We start from the raw sequence: 19318 nt of genomic DNA on the forward strand, positions 1-19318 counted from the left end.
ACACGTTCATCTAAATAACAAGTTCGACATGTCGTAGAATGTTTTGGTGTCTTCCGTAACCCCCAGTCTCGTCATCAAGGAACTGGCCAAAGATTTAGGGCCTGTCCCCGCCTTGGACAATCGCATGTTGCGCGTCCTTGAATCGGTATCCCTCAAGGCATACCCCGGCCAAGTCACTACCCTCCTCGGCGCGAATGGCGCAGGTAAGTCCACAACTTTGGCATGCGCCCAAGGGCTCTTACGACCAGAAGGTGGCACTGTTGAGCTACTGGGTCAAGATCCCTACGGCGATAACCCCGAACTCCGATCGCGTGTAGGTGTCATGCTTCAAGATGGTGGTTTGCCACCATCGATGCGTCCAGTACCCCTGTTGCGACATGTCGCCTCGCTCTACCAGAACCCCATCGACATCGATGCATTGATTAAACGCCTAGACCTTGAGTCCTTTGGCACTCGCACAATTCGCCGGCTTTCTGGCGGACAGAAACAACGAGTTGCTCTCGCCATCGCACTGGCTGGCGATCCAGAAGTTGTTTTCCTCGATGAGCCAAGCGCCGGGCTTGACCCACAATCGCGCCAAGTTGTCTTCGACTTAATTGCGGAATTGCGTGATGCTGGCAAGGCCATCATTCTCACCACGCACCTGATGGATGACGCGCAGCGCCTGAGCGATTACGTGTACATCATCGACAAGGGCTGCACGGTAGCTCAGGGAACAGTTGCCGAACTCACCGACCGGGCCGCCGAAGACCAAGATGCCCGCCCAATTTCTTTTGCAGCACAACCAGGCCTCAGCCTGCCAGAACCGCCCGCAGGACTTTACCTGTCCGAGACTTCGGCTGGCGAGTATCGCTTGGACGGGATCAGCTCCCCAGAGCATCTGCACTGGCTCACCAGCTGGTGGCTCAAAGAAGGCATTCTGCCTTCCCAGTTAAACCTGCAGTCCCGAAGCCTCGAAGACGTATTCCTCGAATTCGCACAGAAGGAGGAACACGCATGAGCCAACAAGTAGTCACCAACAATGCGGTTTCGCCATTTAAACGCATTCTCATCCAAGGTAAATACGAATCCTTGCAGATGTTGAGCAACGGTGAACAACTGATTCTTGCGGTGGTGATGCCACTGATTGCCCTATTCGTGCTCACTTTAACGAACCTTCTTGACGACGTGGCCGAACGAAGCATCGATGCTGCCGTTCCTGGCGTTTTGGCGTTGTGCGTCATTTCAACAGCGTTCACTGGACAAGGCATCGGCACCGGATTCGACCGTCGCTATGGCGTTCTCAAAATGTTCTCCACGACTCCCCTAGGAAAGACTGGACTCATTTTCGGCAAGGTCATCGCAGTACTAACCGTTCTGGTGATTCAGGTAGTTCTTATTACCGTCGTTGCGCTGTTCATGGGGTGGCACCCGAACCTCTGGGGTATTGCGCCAGGCATCCTCTTCCTGCTCCTTGGCGCTGCCGCGTTCACTTCTCTGGGACTACTCATTGCTGGAACCGTGCGACCAGAAGCCACCTTGGCCATCACTAACCTTGCTTGGATCTTGCTCGCTGGCGCCGGCGGCGTGCTGTACCCGCTAAGCATGGCTCCTGCATGGATTCAGCCAACGCTAAATGCGTTACCGTCAGCAGCTCTTGGTGACGCCATGCGTGAGGCACTAATTTCAGGCCACTTCAGTATCGCTGGTCTTATTTTCTTAGTCCTTTGGTCTGCTGCTGGCTCATTTGCGGCCATCAAGCTCTTCAAATGGAACTAACCACCACACACATCTTCAAGGGAGATTTCCATGTCTTCAGACCTAGCTACTAAGAGCTGGTCCGAAAAGCTACCAACGAAGGTCACCGGACTAGTACATGGCCTCGCGATCGCTTCGTTGGTCTCGCAGGTAGGCATCATCGTCACTGGCGGTGCCGTTCGACTGACCAATTCCGGTCTCGGATGCTCGCATTGGCCAAATTGCGTACCCGGCTCCATGACCCCAGTGCCTGCAATGGGTATCCACGGCATCATCGAGTTCGGCAACCGTACCTTGACGTTTGTACTCTTGGCGATCGCCGTCGCATTCCTGATTTCGGTATGGTCGATGCGACGGACCCACGCTTCGTTGTTCAAACTGGGGCTAGTTCTCCTACTTGGGATTCCGGGACAAGCAGTAATTGGCGGAATCACCGTGTGGACGGGACTGAATCCTTGGGTTGTCTCCTTGCACTTCCTGCTTTCAGGGACGCTAGTCATCTTGGCCACGATATTGGTCAATCGCACGCGCACCGAATTGAAGGCTCAAGAGCATCAGCCGACTACTAAGACTATCCGCCAGGTCGCTACCGCTGCTTGGATCTTTAGCATCATCTCGGTCATTCTAGGCACTATTGTCACTGGAACTGGACCCCACGCAGGCGACGCGACGACCCCGCGTCATATGTTTGATCCGCTACTGGTCACACGCATGCATACCGCTCCGGTATACCTGCTCATTCTCGCTACGATCGTCCTGCTTGTTTTGGCCTATAAGGCCGGCGAGAATGCCCGTTTACGCGCTTCGCTGTGGTGGTTAGTAGTCGTCATCCTCATCCAGGCTGCCATCGGCTACACACAGCATTTCACTGGCTTGCCGATTGCTCTAGTGCTCTTGCATATGTTGGGAGCAAGCCTGCTCTTGGTATCGAGTACAGACGTTTGGGATCGAGCTAATCTTCTTCCAAAATATCAACGAGTAGATAGCTAACATCAACTCAAAAGCCTGGGTGGCCCTGCAAATTTTGCAGGGCCACCCAGGCTTTTTTGTAGGACGAATGCCTACTGAGCCATCGCACGCTTCTCAAACCAGAGGAGTCCATATAAGCCAAAATAAAAGTAGGCAATGCCAGCAAGCCAGAATGCCGCCATCAGCATTCCCTGATCAATGATCGACAGTACAGACAGTGCTACACCTATGAGGCAGGTAGCCCAAAGAGCAACTCTCACGTTTAGTAGGAAGCCAATCCCACAAATGAGCCCAACCACTAAGTAGATGTAAGGACCTGCACCTTCAACGGCACCGGTCATAACTCCTGAAATGATTAACAGGACGGGGAGCAGCATGGTTACGCCGCCAATAATCTGAATCCTGCGGGATCGCTTAGTCCGGCTCAGGTGACTAAGTTTAAGATTATTCGCACCGGCTAACATCCACGCGGTAATCATTGATGGGACGAAAAACATTCCCAGTCCCGTTCCGCAAATAAGTACCACAAAGGTCATGATGAGCGCCGCCGCGATACTGTATTTGCGCGCAATCACCGGCTTCATCACGGCTGATGTTGCCACCATGAGTGCCAATGCTATGAAAACCAGAAGTTGGGTAGCGGCAAAGACATCAGAGTATCCGTAATTGATACTCAGCCCCTGGGCCTCGGCGGGGCCAAACCCCATGTTGACAACCGTTGAATCTGAAGAACGTGAAACGATCGCAGCAAACAGGCCAGTAACCAGTGCCACAATGCCAAGTATGCGCCGTATCCGTCGCATTCTGGGCGCATTCCCCTCGCGTAAAACTTCATCCAGATAGGGCGCCGCCACAGATTCAGGTGAGCCCAGAGCCGCAATAATTTCGCTTTCAGTACGTCCGCGCTCTCGGCCTTCGTCAATATGCTCTGCGATGTCTTCAACAAGCCCATGTCGCGCTTCTACCGGAACGTTCCGTAATAGGCGGTCCAGTGAGCGCAAATAATCCTCGACGTTTTGATCCTTAGTGCCCCTGGCCATGTTGCCCTCCCAGCAATTCATCAACCTGTGTCGTAATTTCCGCCCACACGGTGCGAAACTCTTTGAGCATGACTCGTCCATGCTCAGTGATTGAATAGTATTTTCGTTTTCTACCTGCCCCGCCTTCTTCCCAGCGAGTTTCAACCAACCCGGCGGTTTTCATGCGGGCCAGTAACGGGTACAAGCTGCCTTCCCCCGCCGTTAGATGACGTTTGGTCAGCTCTTCAGCAAGTTCTAGGCCATATTTGTCGTCATTTGCCAGCGAACCTAAAACACAATATTCAAGAACGCCCTTGCGTATGTTCGTTGCTATCTTTTCGCGCTGTTCGAGCATAGAAACACCATACCTTGTATAACAAGACTTGTATAGCAAGATATAAACATTAGACAATCTCCACGAAGGAAAACCCACTAATGGGCAAACAAAAGCCCCTCCGCTCATCATTGATGTTGCGAAGGGGCGATTAGATTTTACAATCCAAAGTAGTACTTAGCCGAACAGTGGGCTTCCCACGAACGGATCAATGGCCAGAGCCAAGAAAACGATCGACAGGTAGGTGATGGAAATATGGAAGACCTTCATGGCCTTACGATTGACGACCGCAGGCTTGTGGTCACCCTGAGCTTCACGGTAGAGCACATGAGATTCGTAGATGAACCAGACACCAGCGCCACCGGCAATCGCCGTGTAGACGATACCTGCATGACCCAGTGGCACCAACAGAAGCGAACAAACCACTGTTGCCCATGCGTAAAGCACAACCTGCACCGACACGCGACGAGCATTGGCGATAGCGCCGAGCATTGGCACCGAAGCGGCGTTGTAGTCCTCTGCATACTTCATCGATAGAGGCCAGTAATGAGGAGGAGTCCACAAGAAAATGACCAAGAACAGAATGATCGCTGGCCATTCAATGGTCTCTTTAACTGCAGCCCATGCGATCAGCACTGGCATGCATCCGGCAATCCCGCCCCAGACGATGTTCTGCGCGGTGCGGCGCTTGAGAATCATCGTGTAGAAAACTACGTACAGCAAGATCGCCGCCAAGCCGAGGGCTGTGGTGAGCGGATTAGTTCCTACCCAAAGCACCACCAAGGACGTAATCGCTAGGGCCCATGAGAAGATCAGCGCTTCCTTAGGGGTCAGATCGCCAGTCACGAGCGGACGACCCTTGGTACGCTTCATCAACTTGTCCATGTCGCGATCGAGATAGCAGTTGAATGCTCCCGACGCTCCAGCGGCCATGGCGCCACCAACGAGAGTGGAAACCATCAACCATACCGACGGGAATCCTCGCTGAGCGAAGATCATAGTCGGCAAGGTGCTCACCAAAAGCAACTCGATCACGCGAGGCTTAGTCAACGCCAGATAGGAGCTGGCCTTGCGCTTCATATAGTCTCCGGTGCTCTCACCAGGCTGACGCGAGGCGCGTGGCACTGATGCTCCGGCGACACTTTGAGTCTTCAATTAAACGCACTCAGTTCTTCACGGGTACAAGATAGACACAATCATTCTACGCCCGATAGAAATTCTTTGAAACTCCAAAGCACGCTGTTCGTCGGTATTTGTTGGTGATATCAGTCAAGCGCCACACCAAATTGACCATGCCAACAGATAGCGACACGCGCAAAAATTCCGACACGAAGCGGCTACGCCGCGAACTCCGATCAGCTTCGGCGCTCAACTCAACGTCACGAAGTCTCGCTATGTGGACGGGCCAACCAGCTGCGCGTGAGCGGATCACCGACCGGAGGCCGCAGACTGTGAATTTTTCGTAATCGGCACAAGTCTGGCATTCGGTCATGTACGCCCGAATCGACAAGCACATAAACACACGCTTGTTGAGGAACAAAAAACAAAAAATCATATTTGTAGAGAGCGGCAGACCACGCGCAATCGTCTCCCCCAATACCGTGGGGAAGTAACCCGCAGACTCCTTGAGTTGAACTTGGTGACCGGGGTAACAATGCACAGAAAAGCGCTTCGTTGTTTGTCTAGCGTGAATCCATGGTTACGCCGAGGAAATAAACTTGCGCGTCATCTTGCTATAACCAACACCTCACACATCGTTTTCGCGATAGAGTTGAACGAGATTGCGCCGTCGCAACCTACATCTTTCTGGTCTCTGAAGAGTTCTGGAACATGTGGGAGGCGACGGCGTATTGCGTGTCAGCGGGAGATATCTCCCGTCCAAGCCTGAATGGAAGGAACGCCGCTGTGGCGACTGAATCCTTAGTAGAAGAGTTTTCACTGACCGAGTTGGACCGTAAGGCCATTGACACGACTCGTGTCTTGGCAGCCGACGCTGTTGAAAAAGTTGGCAATGGCCATCCCGGAACCGCCATGAGCTTGGCCCCGGCTGCCTACCTGATTTTCCAGAAGCACCTGCGCCATGATCCCAAGGATCCAAACTGGATCGGCCGCGACCGTTTCGTGCTCTCCCCTGGTCACACTTCACTGACCTTGTACCTGCAGCTCTTCCTCTCCGGCTATGGCCTGGAAATGGAAGACATCGAAGCACTGCGTACCTGGGGTGCAAAGACCCCAGGTCACCCAGAGTACGGTCACACCGCCGGCGTTGAGATCACCACCGGCCCACTGGGCCAGGGTCTGGCTTCCGCCGTGGGCTTCGCTTACTCCCAGCGCCGCATGCGTGGCCTGCTGGATCCAGCTGCCGAAGCTGGCACCAGCCCATTCGATCACACCGTATATGTCATCGCTTCCGATGGTGACCTACAAGAGGGCGTCACCTCCGAGGCCTCCTCGCTGGCTGGCCATCAGGAACTGGGCAACCTAGTTGTGATCTACGATGACAACAAGATCTCCATCGAAAACGACACCGACATTGCCTTCACCGAAGACGTTCTGGGTCGCTACGACTCCTACGGCTGGCACACCCAGCGCGTTGACTGGACCGTCACCGGCGAATACGTCGAAGACCTCAAGGCACTGGACGAGGCCATCCGCGCCGCCAAGGCCGAAACTTCCCGCCCATCGATCATCGCCCTGCGCACCGTGATCGGCTGGCCAGCACCAACCAAGCAGAACACCGGTGGTATCCACGGCTCGAAGCTGGGTGCTGAAGAAGTTGCAGGCCTCAAGGAGGTTCTGGGCTTCGACCCAGCAAAGAACTTCCACATCGACCAGGAAGTTCTGGATCACGCTCGCGAAGTTGTCACCCGCGGTGCAGAACTGCACGCTTCATGGAACGAAGGCTTCGAAGCATGGAAGAGCGCTAACCCTGAACAGGCTGCCCTGCTAGAGCGTCTGGAATCGGGCAAGCTGCCTGAGGGCTGGACCGAGAAGCTCCCAGTCTTCGAGCCAGGTTCCACCATGGCCACCCGTAGCGCTTCGGGCAAGGTTATCAACGCCATTGCCGATGAACTGCCAGAACTCTGGGGCGGCTCGGCCGACCTTGCAGGTTCGAACAACACCACCATCGATACGGCAAAGTCCTTCGCACCTGAGCGTCGCTCCACCGCATCGTGGGACGCCAGCCCTTATGGCCGCGTACTGCACTTCGGTATCCGCGAGCATGCCGCTGCTTCGATCGTCAACGGTATTGTGCTCTCCAGCCCAACCCGCGCGTTCTCCGGCACCTTCTTGATCTTCTCGGATTACCAGCGCCCAGCGATCCGCTTGGCCGCCCTGATGGGTGTTCCATCGATCTTCGTGTGGACCCACGACTCGATCGGTCTGGGCGAAGACGGCCCAACCCACCAGCCTGTAGAGCAGCTCGCTTCCCTGCGCATCATCCCGAACTTCGACGTTGTTCGCCCAGCGGACGCCAACGAAGTTGCCTACGCATGGCGTGGCATGCTGGAGCTGACCGATACTCCATCGGGCATCGTACTCTCCCGCCAGAACCTGCCAATCTACGACCGCTCGGCCACCGGCTTCCGCGGTGCAGAAGGCACCTTGAAGGGTGGCTACATCCTGGCTGAAGCTGTCCGCGATGGCGCAGAGGTCACCCCTGATGTCATCTTGCTGGCCACCGGTTCCGAGGTGGAATTGGCAGTTGAGGCTCGTGAAGAACTGGCCGCGAAGAACATCGCTGCCCGCGTGGTGTCCTTGCCTTCGCTGGAATGGTTCGCCAAGCAGGATGCGGCTTACCGCGAAGAAGTACTGCCAGCTGCCATCACCGCTCGCGTCTCGGTAGAAGCCGGTGTCGCTCAGGGGTGGCGTGAACTGGTCGGCGCTAACGGCGAGATCATCTCCCTGGATCACTTCGGCGCATCCGCCGATTACAAGAAGCTGTACTCCGAGTTCGGTATCACCACCGCGGCCGTTGTCGCCGCCGCCGAAACCTCCGTACAGAACGCTGCAAAGTAAGGAACCGAAGTAACTATTATGAGCAACCCAAATACTCAGGCCCTGTCCGATGCCGGCGTTTCGATCTGGCTCGATGACCTCTCCCGCGAACGACTGACCAGTGGCTCGCTGGCCAAGCTGATCGAAGAGAAGAACGTTGTTGGTGTGACCACCAACCCTGCGATCTTCGCCGCGTCGCTGTCCAAGGCTGAGGTGTACGGTGAAGCGATCGCCGAGCAGCGCGATAAGTCAGTTGAAGATGCGATCACCGAGATCACCAGCGACGACGTGGCTGCAGCCTGCGACCTGTTCAAGGGTGTCTACGATGCCTCCAACGGTTTCGACGGACGCGTGTCCATCGAGGTTGACCCTCGCCTGGCTCACGAAACTGCCCCAACCATCGCCCAGGCCAAGGCCCTGTACGAGCGCGTGAACCGCGAAAACGTACTGATCAAGATCCCAGCCACCCTTGAGGGCCTGGAAGCAATCACCGAGACCATTGCCGAAGGCATTTCGGTCAACGTGACCCTGATCTTCTCGCTGGAACGCTACCGCGAAGTGATCAACGCTTACCTGATCGGTCTGGAGAAGGCTCACGCTAAGGGCTTGGACCTGTCCAAGATTCACTCGGTGGCTTCCTTCTTCGTCTCCCGCGTGGACACCGAGATCGACAAGCGTCTGGATGCCATTGGCACCGAAGCAGCAGCCGCAGTACGTGGCCAGGCTGGCGTGGCCAATGCCCGCCTTGCCTACCAGGTCTTCGAAGAGACCTTCGCTTCGGCACGCTACGAGGTACTGGCAGCAGCTGGCGCCAACGTGCAGCGTCCACTGTGGGCTTCGACCGGTGTGAAGGATCCTGCCTACCCATCGACCCTGTACGTCACCGAACTAGTGGCCCCACAGACCGTGAACACCATGCCAGAAAAGACCCTGGACGCCACCGCAGCTGAGGCCGAGGTTCGCGGTAACGCGATTGCCGGAAGCTACGACGCCGCCAACCGCGTGCTCGATAAGCTCGCAGCCCTGGGCATCGACTACAACGAGGTTGTGAACCTGTTGGAGGTTGAAGGTGTTGAGAAGTTCGAGGTCGCGTGGAACGAACTGCTCGAAGACATGTCCCTCGCATTGAAGGGGGCCAAGTAGATGGAACTAGGTTTGGTGACCTCTGGCGAGGCACTGGCCTCTGTTGAGGCGCAACTGCCGAAGCTCATTGAAGCAAAAATTGGTAGCCGCATCGCCGCCCAGGACCCAACGATCTGGGGACCGGACGCCGAAGCTGAATCCTCCATCCGCCTCGGCTGGGTTAATCCCTTCGAAGCAGCCGGCAAGCTGATCCCCGCCATCTTGGCATTGCGCGAGGAACTGCTTGCGGAGAACCTGACCCGCGTCGTGTTGTGCGGCATGGGCGGTTCCTCCCTGGCTCCTGAAGTGATCGCCGCACATGACGAGGTTGACTTGGTCATCTGCGACACCACCGATCCTTCGATGGTCAAGCAGATCGTGGAAACCGACCTGGAACACACTGTGGTGGTTGTGTCCTCCAAGTCCGGTTCCACCGTGGAAACCGACTCGCAGCGTCGTGCCTTCACCGCAGCCTTCCAGGCCGCCGGGATCGATCCAGCCACCCGCCTGGTGCTGGTCACCGATCCAGGTTCGCCGATGGACAACGCCGAGGGCGTGCGCGCGGTATTCAACGCCGACCCCAATGTGGGAGGACGCTACTCAGCACTAACCGCTTTCGGTCTGGTTCCTTCCGGTCTGGCCGGTGCCGATATTGAGGCACTGGTCGAAGAGTCCGGTTTGATCAACGACGTGCTGGGTGCGGACGACGAGGATAACCTGGCACTGCACTTGGGTGCTGCCATGGCTACCGCAGGTCGCGACAAGCTACTGATCGCCTGCGTCGGTGACGCTTTGCCAGGCTTCGGCGACTGGGCCGAACAGCTCATCGCTGAATCCACCGGCAAGCTAGGCAAGGGTGTATTGCCCGTGGCTGCCCACGTGGACGCACCGGAGCTGAAGAACCTGCCGGCCGACGTGGTGCCACTGTTTGTCTACGACGAACTGCCCGAAGAACTGGATGAGGAAACCACCGGCGTGCACTTCAGCGCACCGTTGGGCACCGCGTTCATGATCTTCGAGTACGCCACCGCCGTGGCCGGGTACCTGCTGGGCATCAGCCCCTTCGACCAGCCCGATGTTGAGGCTGCTAAGGTCGCGGCCCGCTCGATGCTCGATGCTCCGGCCGTGGCCGAACCAGATGCAGTTGATGGTGCCGTACAGCTGTTTGGTACCACCGCCAGCACCCTGGATGCGGCCCTAGCCGAGCTGACCGCAAAGCTGCCAGAAGATGGTTACCTGGCGATTCAGGCCTACCTGAACCGCACCTCGGATAATGCGCTGCAAGAGTTGCGTGACCTGTTCGCCGCGAAGACCGGACGCCCGGTCACTTTCGGCTGGGGTCCACGCTTCCTGCACTCCACCGGCCAGTACCACAAGGGTGGTCCGGCTCAGGGTGTGTTCTTGCAGATTACCGCCGATCACAAGGACGACCTTGAGATCCCGGATCGTCCGTACACCTTCGGCACCTTGATCACTGCCCAGGCCATCGGTGATGGTGCAGTGCTCTCGGATGCCGAGCACAACCGCCCAGTGCTGCGCGTGAACCTCACGGATCGCGCAGCCGGAATCGCTGCCCTGCTTGAGGCGGCGAAGTAAGGCACTAATGAGTAATCCACTACGCGATGCCCGCGACCGGCGGCTAAACCGCATTGCCGGTCCGGGCGCGCTGGTGTTCTTCGGAATCACCGGCGACCTCGCCCGCAAGAAACTGATGCCAGCGGTCTATGACCTGGCCAATCGCGGGCTCTTGCCCCCAAACTTTGCCATCGTCGGCTTCGGCCGCCGCGACTGGAGCGCTGAAGACTTCGCGAACCAGGCACGTGAATGGATCCTGGCCAGCGCCCGAACCCCGTTTAATGAAACGGTCTTCGCCCAGCTGGCCTCCGGAATGCGTTTTATCTCCGGTGCCTTTGACGATGACGACGCCTATAAGAAACTCGCCGAAACCCTCGACGAGTTGGCTGACTCTCGCTCCACCGGACGCAATCACGCTTTCTACCTCTCGATCCCACCAAGCTGGTTCGAAATCGTCTGCCAGAAGCTCTCCGAGCACCAGCTGGCCAACGACGCTAACCCAGGCTGGGAACGTGTGGTCATCGAAAAGCCATTTGGCCATAACCTGCAAAGCGCCCGTGAGCTGAACGCCATCGTGGAATCGGTCTTCCCTGCGGACCAGGTCTTCCGCATTGACCACTACCTGGGCAAGGAAACGGTTCAGAACCTGCTGGCCCTGCGCTTCGGCAACCAGATGTTTGAGCCACTGTGGAACAACAAGTACGTGGACCACGTGCAGATCACCATGGCCGAAGACATCGGTATTGGTGGACGCGCCAGCTACTATGACGGCGTGGGCGCGGCCCGCGATGTCATCCAGAACCACCTGCTCCAGCTACTCGCACTGACCGCGATGGAGGAGCCCATCTCCTTCAACGCCGATCACCTTCGCAGCGAAAAGGAAAAGGTACTCTCTGCAGTCCAACTGCCCGAGGATCTGGGCGCCGCCAGCGCCCGCGGCCAGTACACCTCCGGTTGGCAGGGTGCTGAAGAAGTCGTCGGTTTCCTCGATGAGGAAGGCTTCAACCCGAAGTCAAAGACCGAAACCTATGCCGCGGTGCGTCTGAACATCAACACCCGACGCTGGGACGGTGTGCCGTTCTACCTGCGCGCTGGTAAGCGTCTGGGTCGACGCGTCACCGAGATCGCAGTGGTCTTCAAGAAGGCTCCGAACCTGCTGTTCACCGACCACGAGGACGACGAGTTTGGTCAGAACGCCTTCGTGATCCGCGTGCAGCCCGATGAGGGTGCTACCATCCGCTTCTCCTCCAAGGTGCCAGGCACCCAAATGGAGATCCGCGATGTCACCATGGACTTCGGCTACGGTAACGCGTTCACCGAGTCCTCCCCCGAGGCCTATGAGCGCCTGATCCTAGACGTCCTGCTGGGCGAACCGCCACTGTTCCCACGCCATGAAGAGGTGGAACAGTCCTGGCGCATCCTGGATCCGTTCGAGGAGTACTGGGCTGCCCAGCCGACTCAGCCTGATCCTTATGCACCGGGATCTTGGGGTCCAGCCAGCAGCGACGAGCTCATGGCCAAAGATGGAAGGACGTGGCGACGCCCATGATGATCGATCTTCCCAATACCACCACCTCCAAGGTGGCTAAGAAGCTGATCTCCTCACGCCGCACCCATGGCGTGGTGGCGCTCTCACGCGTGTTGACCCTGGTGGTCATCACCCGTGAGGGTTTCGCGGAGAACGCCATTGAGGCCGCGAACTTGGCTAGCCGTGAGCACCCTTGCCGCATCATCGTGGTCGTCCGTGGCAATACCAGCGAAAAGAACCGCCTGGATGTGCAGATCCGTGTTGGTGGCGACGCCGGCGCATCAGAAGTCATCGTCATGCGCACCTACGGCCCAGACGTGGTCGCCGATGAAGCGCTGATTTCCGCCCTGTTGCTGCCCGATGCTCCCATCGTGGCTTGGTGGCCGCATGGTGTGCCGAAGGATCCCTACGGTACGGCGCTGGGCAAGTTGGCTCACCGACGGATCACCGACTCAGCTGAGATGGACGATCCGACCGCTTCGCTCTTTGGCCGCATCGACACCTACCAGGCTGGCGATACCGATCTAGCGTGGACCCGCCTGACCTTCTGGCGTGCCCAGCTGGCCAGCATCATTGATCTGGTGGGCACCGAGGATCTGACCGGCATTACGGTGAAGGGTTCGGAGAATTCTCCGTCCACCACCCTGCTGGCTGCTTGGCTGACCATGTGCTTGGACGTGCCGGTGACCATCGCTGCGGATAAAACCACTGGGGGCCTGTCCAGCGTGCGTTTGACCCGCGAAGCTGGCGATGTGGAGCTCTCCCGCCCTTCCGGCGCGGTAGCACACCTCTACCTGCCAGGTTCAGCACCGCAGCGCATCTCTCTGCCACGACGTTCGGTCGCCGAATGCCTCGCCGAAGAAATGCGTCGCCTGGATGCGGACGATGTCTTTGGTGAAGTCATCACCAAGGGGCTGAATCTGACCAACCTCAGGAGCGTTGTTCCCAGTGATCGCTAGGCAAATCACCATCCATGAAGATGTTGCATCCACCGCGCACGCCATTGCTGCCCGTCTGATCACCTCGATCAACGACGCAGTGGCCGCGCGCGGGGTCGCTCACATTGTCGTTACCGGCGGTACTTTGGGCATTGCTGCGCTCAAGGCGGTGGCCGAGAACCCGGCTAGGGTCAGCGTGAACTGGTCACAGGTGCACTTCTGGTGGGGTGACGAGCGTTTTGTCGCTGCAGATTCAGAAGACCGCAACGTGTTGCAGGCCGAGGAACTCTTCGCTGCCTTAGACGAGCTGGGGTTAGATCGAGGTACTGTGCACGCTATGGGCTCCACTGATCAGTACGAAACCGCTGAAGAGGCAGCAGTTGCCTACACGCAGTTGCTCGCCGCCGAAGCCTCCGAAGGGGCTGCTTCTCCGGTATTCGATGTATTGATGCTGGGCATGGGTCCAGACTCGCATGTCGCCTCGCTCTTCCCGAACCACACACGTTCAGAAGAGCTTGGTGCCATTGCGGTTCATGACTCCCCCAAGCCACCACCACATCGCGTCTCACTGACCATGGGTACCATCAATACCGCGCGTGAAGTGTGGCTCATTGTTGCCGGCGCCGACAAGGCCCCTGCCTTGGCTGCTGCCGCCCACGAAATCAACGAGGTGACTGTTCCGGCCAGCGCTGTTCATGGAACCGAGGCAACTCGGTGGATCATTGACCGTGCTGCTTCAACGCTACTTTAGCTAGTACCGCAAAGGTCGGCTCCGAGAACCGCATGGTTCTTAGAGCCGGCCTTTTGCGCTAACCCCGTCAAAAAGGACTCTCATGCCAGAATTATCTTCCCCGCTGAATCTCACGGTGATTGGCTCAGGCGTTATCGGTCTGTCCACCGCCCACGAATTGGCTTCACACGGCCACAGAGTTCGGGTGATCAGCGATCAAGAACCTCTGCAGACCGTCTCCGCGGTGGCCGCGGCCATCTGGTTCCCTTACCATTCCGAGAATTCTCCGGCCGCCGACGTGTTGCTGGCTCGGACCCTGGCACGTTTCGAAGCACTGTCGCTGATACCGGAGACCGGTGTAGATCTCCGCTTCGGCGTCGACATTGAACGCAGTGCCGATGCCGATCGTTCGTGGACTCGTCATGTCGCCGATGCTCAGGTCGTTGAGCCCTCTGCCGTGCCCGCTGGCGCGCTCTCAGCCACCAGCGGCACCGTTCCGGTGATCACCATGCCCACCTACCTTGAATGGCTGCAGAATCAGTGCCGACAGCTCGGCGTGATTTTCGAACAGCGCACCGTCTCCTCCATGGCCGAACTATCTGCCGACGCGGATGCAGTGGTTCTGGCAGCTGGCCTGCGTGGTGGCGAGCTGCTGGGAGATGACCAGAGCGTCTATCCCATCCGTGGACAGGTGATTCGCCTAGCTAATACTGTGGGCCTGCGTGACTGGCTCAGCGATGATGATCATCCCGACGGTGTTGCCTACATTATTCCGCGACGCGATGACATCATTGTCGGCGGTACCGATGTTGCCAACGATACTCGTCTTGAAGTTGATGAGCAGCTCGCGCAGGCGATGCTCACGCGTGCGATCAGTCTGGTTCCAGAACTGGCCGACTGCGCCGTTTTGGAGCACAAGGTCGGTTTGCGTCCTGCCCGCGAGACCATCCGTTTGGAACGCGTTGCCGGGCATGAAGTCCCAGTGATTGCGGCCTATGGGCACGGTGGCGGTGGTGTAACACTGTCTTGGGGCACTGCCGAGCGAGTCGTTGAATTGCTCGAGCACTAGTACCTGGCTGAGAACTTGAGGATATTGCGTTAAAACTCAACGGGTGCCTTCCGCATTATGTGGAAGGCACCCGTTGTTTGCTTTTTGGCTTAGGGCTTCATTTAGCCTTCAGCACTGAATCTCAGGACTAGGGCGAGGCCGATAATGACGGCGCCCCAGATCAGACCAAGAATAATGGTGATACGGTTCAGGTTACGCTCTGCGACACCTGACGAACCCATTGAGCTGGTCATTCCGCCGCCGAACATGTCCGACATACCGCCACCACGACCCTTATGAAGCAGGATCAGCAGAGTGAGCAAGACACTGGTAAGGCCCAGCAGTACCTGCAAAATGATCTTGATAATATCCAAGTCGACGGTTCCTTAGCTAGATTCAGTCGGTAACGAGATGTTGCTCGAACCTGACAATATTAGCAAACTCTTCAGCGTCGAGGCTGGCTCCGCCAACCAACACGCCGTCAACGTCACGCTCACGCATGATCGCTGCCGCGTTTGCTGCCTTAACACTACCGCCATAAAGCAGCTGTGTCTTTTCAGCAATGTCTTCACCGAAGCGCTCGGTCAGTGCACCACGAATTGCAGCACACATTTCCTGAGCATCTGCAGGCCCTGCAACTTCACCGGTACCAATAGCCCATACTGGCTCGTAAGCAATAACCAGGTTCTCTGCCTGCTCAGCACTCACGCCTTCCAGCGATTCAGCCAACTGGTTCAAGGTGTACGCAACGTGCTCGCCAGCCTTACGAACCTCCAAGCCTTCGCCAACGCACAGCATTGGGGTCAGCTCGTGGCGGTAAGCTGCACCCAGCTTCGCTGCAATCACCTCGTTGGTTTCATTGTGGTACTCACGACGTTCTGAGTGGCCTACGAGCACGTAGGTGCAACCCAACTTGTTCAGGAACTGACCGGAGATTTCACCGGTGTAGGCACCCGAATCCTGTGCCGACAAATCCTGGGCGCCGTAAACGACCTCCAGCTTGTCGCCCAGAACCAAAGTCTGAACGCCACGGATATCCGTGAACGGTGGGAATACTGCCACCTGAGCACGATCGTAGTTGTGCTCGTGATCCTTGAGGGTCCACGCCAACTTCTGGACAAGGGTGATGCCCTGGACATGGTCCATGTTCATCTTCCAGTTGCCAGCGATCAGTGGCTGACGCACAAAGGCGCCGTTCTGCGAAATGGTCATTTCTTAACCTTCCAATGCGGCAACGCCCGGCAGGGTCTTGCCTTCGAGGTACTCCAAGGAAGCTCCGCCACCGGTGGAGATGTGACCGAAGTCCTCCTCCGAGAAGCCCAATGCGCGAACTGCAGCTGCAGAATCGCCACCGCCGACAACGCTGAATGCTTCAGAGTTTGCCAGTGCCTGAGCAACGGTGCGGGTACCTTCAGCGAACGCCGGAATTTCGAAGACGCCCATTGGGCCATTCCAGAACACGGTGTTTGCGCTGGTGATGTAGCTTGCGAACTGTTCGGCCGATTTTGGTCCGATATCCAGACCAAGTCCGGTGGAACCGAAGCTTGCTTCCTCAATCTTGTCAGCTGGCAAGATTTCATGTGCCGCGTCTGCGCCGAACTTCTCGGCGACAACTACGTCAACAGGAACGATGATCTCGCAGCCCAATTGATCGGCACGCTTGAGGTATTCCTGGCAGGTAGCGATCTGGTCTTCTTCCAGCAACGAGCCGCCAATGGCGTAACCCTGTGCCTTGAGGAAGGTGAATGCCATGCCGCCGCCGATCAGCAACTGATCAGCCTTGCCCAGCAGGTTATCGATCACTGCAAGCTTGTCCGATACCTTGGACCCACCCAGCACGACCACGTAGGGACGCTTTGGAGCCTCGGTCAGGGTCTTTAGGACCTTGACTTCGGTAGCCACCAAGTCGCCCTGGTAGCTAGGAAGCAGGCTGGCAATGTCATAAACGGAGGCGTGCTTGCGGTGGACGGCGCCAAAAGCGTCGTTGACGTAAGCACCGTTCTCGCCGGTCAATGCAGCGAGTTCCTTGGCGAACTCTTCGCGCTCGGCGTCAACCTTAGAGGTTTCACGAGCGTCAAAGCGGACGTTTTCGAGAACCAGTACGGATCCTTCGGCAAGGTCTGCTGCCAAGTTACGAGCAGATTCGCCCACAACATCTTCGGCGACCGTTACGTCAAAATCCGCCAGTTCGTTCAAACGCTGAGCTGCTGGTGCGATCGAGTACTTCGCATCGAACTGCCCCTTAGGGCGGCCCAAGTGCGCCATCACGATGACCTTTGCACCTGCTTCAACCAGCTTGGTGATGACCGGCAAAGATGCGCGAACGCGGCCGTCATCGGTCACAGTTGCACCGTCGAGCGGCACGTTCAGGTCGCTTCGGACCAGAACGTGCCGTCCGCGGACACCGTTGTCAGCGATCAATTCGTCAATAGTGTGAGAAGACATATCTCTAGGTTATCGACTAGAGGCTTGATCCCACGAATCCGACAAGGTCAACAAGTCGCGAGGAGTAGCCCCACTCGTTGTCGTACCAGGAAACAACCTTCACGCTGTTGCCCATAACGGTGGTCAGGCCCGAGTCGAAGATCGACGAGTTTGGGTTGGTGACGATGTCAGAGGAAACCAGTGGATCGGTCGAGTACTCCAGTACGTCGGCCAGTGGACCTTCGGTAGCAGCCTTCTCGAATGCAGCGTTGATTTCTTCAACGGTTGCGGTGCGAGCCAGGTTGACGGTGAGGTCGGTTGCCGAACCGGTTGGAACTGGAACGCGCATGGCGTAACCGTGCAGCTTACCCTTGAGCTCTGGCAGAACCACGCCGATAGCCTTAGCAGCACCGGTCGAGGTAGGGATCAGGTTCAGTGCAGCAGCACGGGCACGACGTGGGTCGCTGTGTGGTGCATCCTGCAGGCGCTGGTCAGCGGTGTATGCGTGGATGGTGGTCATCAGGCCATCAACGATGCCGAATTCGTCGTTCAGCACCTTGGCCAGTGGAGCCAAGCAGTTGGTGGTGCACGATGCGTTCGAGATGATGGTGTGGTTTGCAGGATCGTACTTGTCCTGGTTAACACCCATCACGATGGTGATGTCTTCATTCTTGGCTGGAGCCGAGATGATGACCTTCTTAGCACCTGCTGCAACGTGCTTCTTAGCGTCTTCAGCGTTGGTGAAGAAGCCGGTCGACTCGATAACGACGTCGACGTTCAGTTCTCCCCATGGGAGGTTTGCTGGATCGCGCTCGGAAAGAACCTTGATGCGGCGCTCTCCGACGACGATGGTGTCGCCTTCTACGGAAACTGCCTCGCCCACTGGGCCGAGTACAGAGTCGAACTTCACGAGGTGAGCAAGCGAATCGATTGAACCAAGGTCGTTGACGGCGACAATTTCGATGTCTGCCTTGTGGGCCAGTACTGCACGCAGGAAGTTGCGTCCGATACGACCGAAACCATTGATTCCAACACGGGTTGTCACGTGACTATCTCCTCTAAACGGGATGATTGTGCCACGACCGCACACTGACGGTAGTGGCCTTCTTTGAGAGGACACACCGTTGTGCCGTGCTTTGCGGATCCCGATGAAACATCAGGATCCGCAACACACTTGAAACATACTACGCTATTTTGGCGCAGAATGTGAGGTAACTTACCAGATTACTTATTTACCTGGAACGATCAGCGATGCTGCACCGTTGCGGGCAGCCTCAAAACGTGACTGAACGTCTGCCCAGTTCACGATGTTCCAGAATGCCTTGACGTAGTCAGCCTTGACGTTGACGTAGTCCAGGTAGAAAGCGTGCTCCCACATGTCCAGCATCAGCAGTGGGGTGGTTGCTACAGGAACGTTGCCCTGCTGATCGTACAGTTGCTCGATAACCAACTGGCCACCCAGTGCATCGTATGCCAGTACAGCCCAACCGGAGCCCTGCAGGCTCATTGCTGCTGCGGTGAAGTGACCACGGAAACCGTCGAAGGAACCGAAGTACTCATCGATTGCTGCAGCCAGCTCGCCCTCAGGCTTGTCGCCACCCTCTGGGGAAAGGTTGTTCCAGAAGATCGAGTGGTTGGTGTGGCCACCCAGGTGGAATGCCAGGTCCTTGGACAGCTTCGGAATGTTACCGAATTCGCCCTTTTCGCGTGCTTCGGCCAGCTGTTCCAGCGCCGAGTTAGCGCCAGCAACGTAGGTTGCGTGGTGCTTGGAGTGGTGCAGCTCCATGATGCGAGCCGAGATATTTGGCTCGAGAGCAGCGTAGTCGTACTGCAGTTCTGGCAGCGAATATACAGCCATGATTCTCCTCAATTTTCTCTTTCGGATGAATCTCCAT

18 protein-coding genes are annotated in these 19318 nt (G+C 57.2%); 10 read left to right on the forward strand and 8 right to left on the reverse strand.

Translation table 11 applies throughout. The annotated features are described in order from the left end of the window. Positions 1 to 46: 46 nt before the first annotated feature. From QMQ05_RS09310 to QMQ05_RS09320, 3 genes are read left to right on the forward strand one after another with little or no spacing between them, the layout of a single operon-like run. Positions 47 to 1000 carry an ABC transporter ATP-binding protein gene (locus QMQ05_RS09310; RefSeq protein ID WP_434063133.1) on the forward strand — a complete coding sequence of 318 codons (954 nt, stop codon included), beginning with the start codon at positions 47 to 49 and terminating at the stop codon, positions 998 to 1000. Continuing rightward, positions 997 to 1758: an ABC transporter permease gene (locus QMQ05_RS09315; protein WP_345469464.1), complete on the forward strand. Its 762-nt coding sequence runs from the start codon at positions 997 to 999 to the stop codon at positions 1756 to 1758. Before QMQ05_RS09310 ends, QMQ05_RS09315 begins: the two co-directional genes overlap by 4 nt. Positions 1759 to 1788: 30 nt before the next feature. Next, positions 1789 to 2727 (forward strand): COX15/CtaA family protein, encoded by a 939-nt coding sequence (locus QMQ05_RS09320; RefSeq protein WP_345469465.1) that lies wholly within the window; start codon positions 1789 to 1791, stop codon positions 2725 to 2727. 71 nt (positions 2728 to 2798) lie between these two features. Here QMQ05_RS09320 and QMQ05_RS09325 read toward each other — a convergent pair whose 3' ends face one another. The 3 genes from QMQ05_RS09325 to QMQ05_RS09335 form a co-directional block, all read right to left on the reverse strand. Further along, positions 2799 to 3746 carry a DUF1700 domain-containing protein gene (locus QMQ05_RS09325; RefSeq protein ID WP_345469466.1) on the reverse strand — a complete coding sequence of 316 codons (948 nt, stop codon included), beginning with the start codon at positions 3744 to 3746 and terminating at the stop codon, positions 2799 to 2801. Then, positions 3730 to 4080, reverse strand: coding sequence for a PadR family transcriptional regulator (locus tag QMQ05_RS09330; RefSeq protein ID WP_345469467.1), 351 nt, complete (start codon positions 4078 to 4080; stop codon positions 3730 to 3732). Before QMQ05_RS09330 ends, QMQ05_RS09325 begins: the two co-directional genes overlap by 17 nt. Before the next feature lie 156 nt (positions 4081 to 4236). Beyond that, positions 4237 to 5139 (reverse strand): heme o synthase, encoded by a 903-nt coding sequence (locus QMQ05_RS09335; protein WP_345474696.1) that lies wholly within the window; start codon positions 5137 to 5139, stop codon positions 4237 to 4239. A gap of 825 nt (positions 5140 to 5964) precedes the next feature. Here QMQ05_RS09335 and tkt point away from each other — a divergent pair. The 7 genes from tkt to QMQ05_RS09370 all read left to right on the forward strand — a co-directional run bounded on the left by tkt (position 5965) and on the right by QMQ05_RS09370 (position 15020). Further along, positions 5965 to 8079 (forward strand): transketolase, encoded by a 2115-nt coding sequence (gene tkt / locus QMQ05_RS09340; RefSeq protein WP_345469469.1) that lies wholly within the window; start codon positions 5965 to 5967, stop codon positions 8077 to 8079. Positions 8080 to 8097: 18 nt separating this feature from the next. Beyond that, positions 8098 to 9201 (forward strand): transaldolase, encoded by a 1104-nt coding sequence (gene tal, locus QMQ05_RS09345; RefSeq protein ID WP_345469471.1) that lies wholly within the window; start codon positions 8098 to 8100, stop codon positions 9199 to 9201. Further along, on the forward strand, positions 9202 to 10776 hold the full coding sequence (locus QMQ05_RS09350; protein WP_345469473.1) for a glucose-6-phosphate isomerase: 1575 nt from the start codon (positions 9202 to 9204) through the stop codon (positions 10774 to 10776). Positions 10777 to 10783: 7 nt separating this feature from the next. Further along, positions 10784 to 12304: a glucose-6-phosphate dehydrogenase gene (gene zwf, locus QMQ05_RS09355; RefSeq protein ID WP_334122960.1), complete on the forward strand. Its 1521-nt coding sequence runs from the start codon at positions 10784 to 10786 to the stop codon at positions 12302 to 12304. Further along, positions 12301 to 13242, forward strand: a complete 942-nt coding sequence (locus QMQ05_RS09360; protein WP_058254530.1) for a glucose-6-phosphate dehydrogenase assembly protein OpcA — start codon at positions 12301 to 12303, stop codon at positions 13240 to 13242. The genes zwf and QMQ05_RS09360 overlap by 4 nt, the downstream gene beginning before the upstream one ends. Beyond that, positions 13232 to 13972 carry a 6-phosphogluconolactonase gene (pgl, locus tag QMQ05_RS09365; protein ID WP_345469477.1) on the forward strand — a complete coding sequence of 247 codons (741 nt, stop codon included), beginning with the start codon at positions 13232 to 13234 and terminating at the stop codon, positions 13970 to 13972. The genes QMQ05_RS09360 and pgl overlap by 11 nt, the downstream gene beginning before the upstream one ends. Positions 13973 to 14054: 82 nt before the next feature. Further along, positions 14055 to 15020, forward strand: coding sequence for an FAD-dependent oxidoreductase (locus QMQ05_RS09370; RefSeq protein WP_345469479.1), 966 nt, complete (start codon positions 14055 to 14057; stop codon positions 15018 to 15020). A gap of 101 nt (positions 15021 to 15121) precedes the next feature. On the opposite strand, the gene secG is transcribed toward QMQ05_RS09370, so the two are convergent. From secG to QMQ05_RS09395, 5 genes are all read right to left on the reverse strand, one after another. Further along, positions 15122 to 15373, reverse strand: coding sequence for a preprotein translocase subunit SecG (gene secG / locus QMQ05_RS09375; protein WP_058254536.1), 252 nt, complete (start codon positions 15371 to 15373; stop codon positions 15122 to 15124). 22 nt (positions 15374 to 15395) lie between these two features. After that, positions 15396 to 16211 carry a triose-phosphate isomerase gene (gene tpiA, locus QMQ05_RS09380; RefSeq protein WP_345469482.1) on the reverse strand — a complete coding sequence of 272 codons (816 nt, stop codon included), beginning with the start codon at positions 16209 to 16211 and terminating at the stop codon, positions 15396 to 15398. Positions 16212 to 16214: 3 nt separating this feature from the next. Next, the gene (locus tag QMQ05_RS09385) at positions 16215 to 17444 is read right to left on the reverse strand and encodes a phosphoglycerate kinase (RefSeq protein ID WP_334122965.1); all 1230 of its coding nucleotides are present in this window, start codon (positions 17442 to 17444) and stop codon (positions 16215 to 16217) included. Between the two features lie 16 nt (positions 17445 to 17460). Then, positions 17461 to 18468, reverse strand: a complete 1008-nt coding sequence (gene gap / locus QMQ05_RS09390) for a type I glyceraldehyde-3-phosphate dehydrogenase (RefSeq protein WP_058254539.1) — start codon at positions 18466 to 18468, stop codon at positions 17461 to 17463. 183 nt (positions 18469 to 18651) lie between these two features. After that, complete coding sequence (locus QMQ05_RS09395; protein WP_058254540.1) at positions 18652 to 19281, reverse strand: superoxide dismutase; 630 nt, start codon at positions 19279 to 19281, stop codon at positions 18652 to 18654. Positions 19282 to 19318: the final 37 nt, after the last annotated feature.

The sequence above is a fragment of the Glutamicibacter sp. B1 genome (assembly GCF_039602135.1).
Lineage (GTDB): Bacteria > Actinomycetota > Actinomycetes > Actinomycetales > Micrococcaceae > Glutamicibacter > Glutamicibacter ectropisis.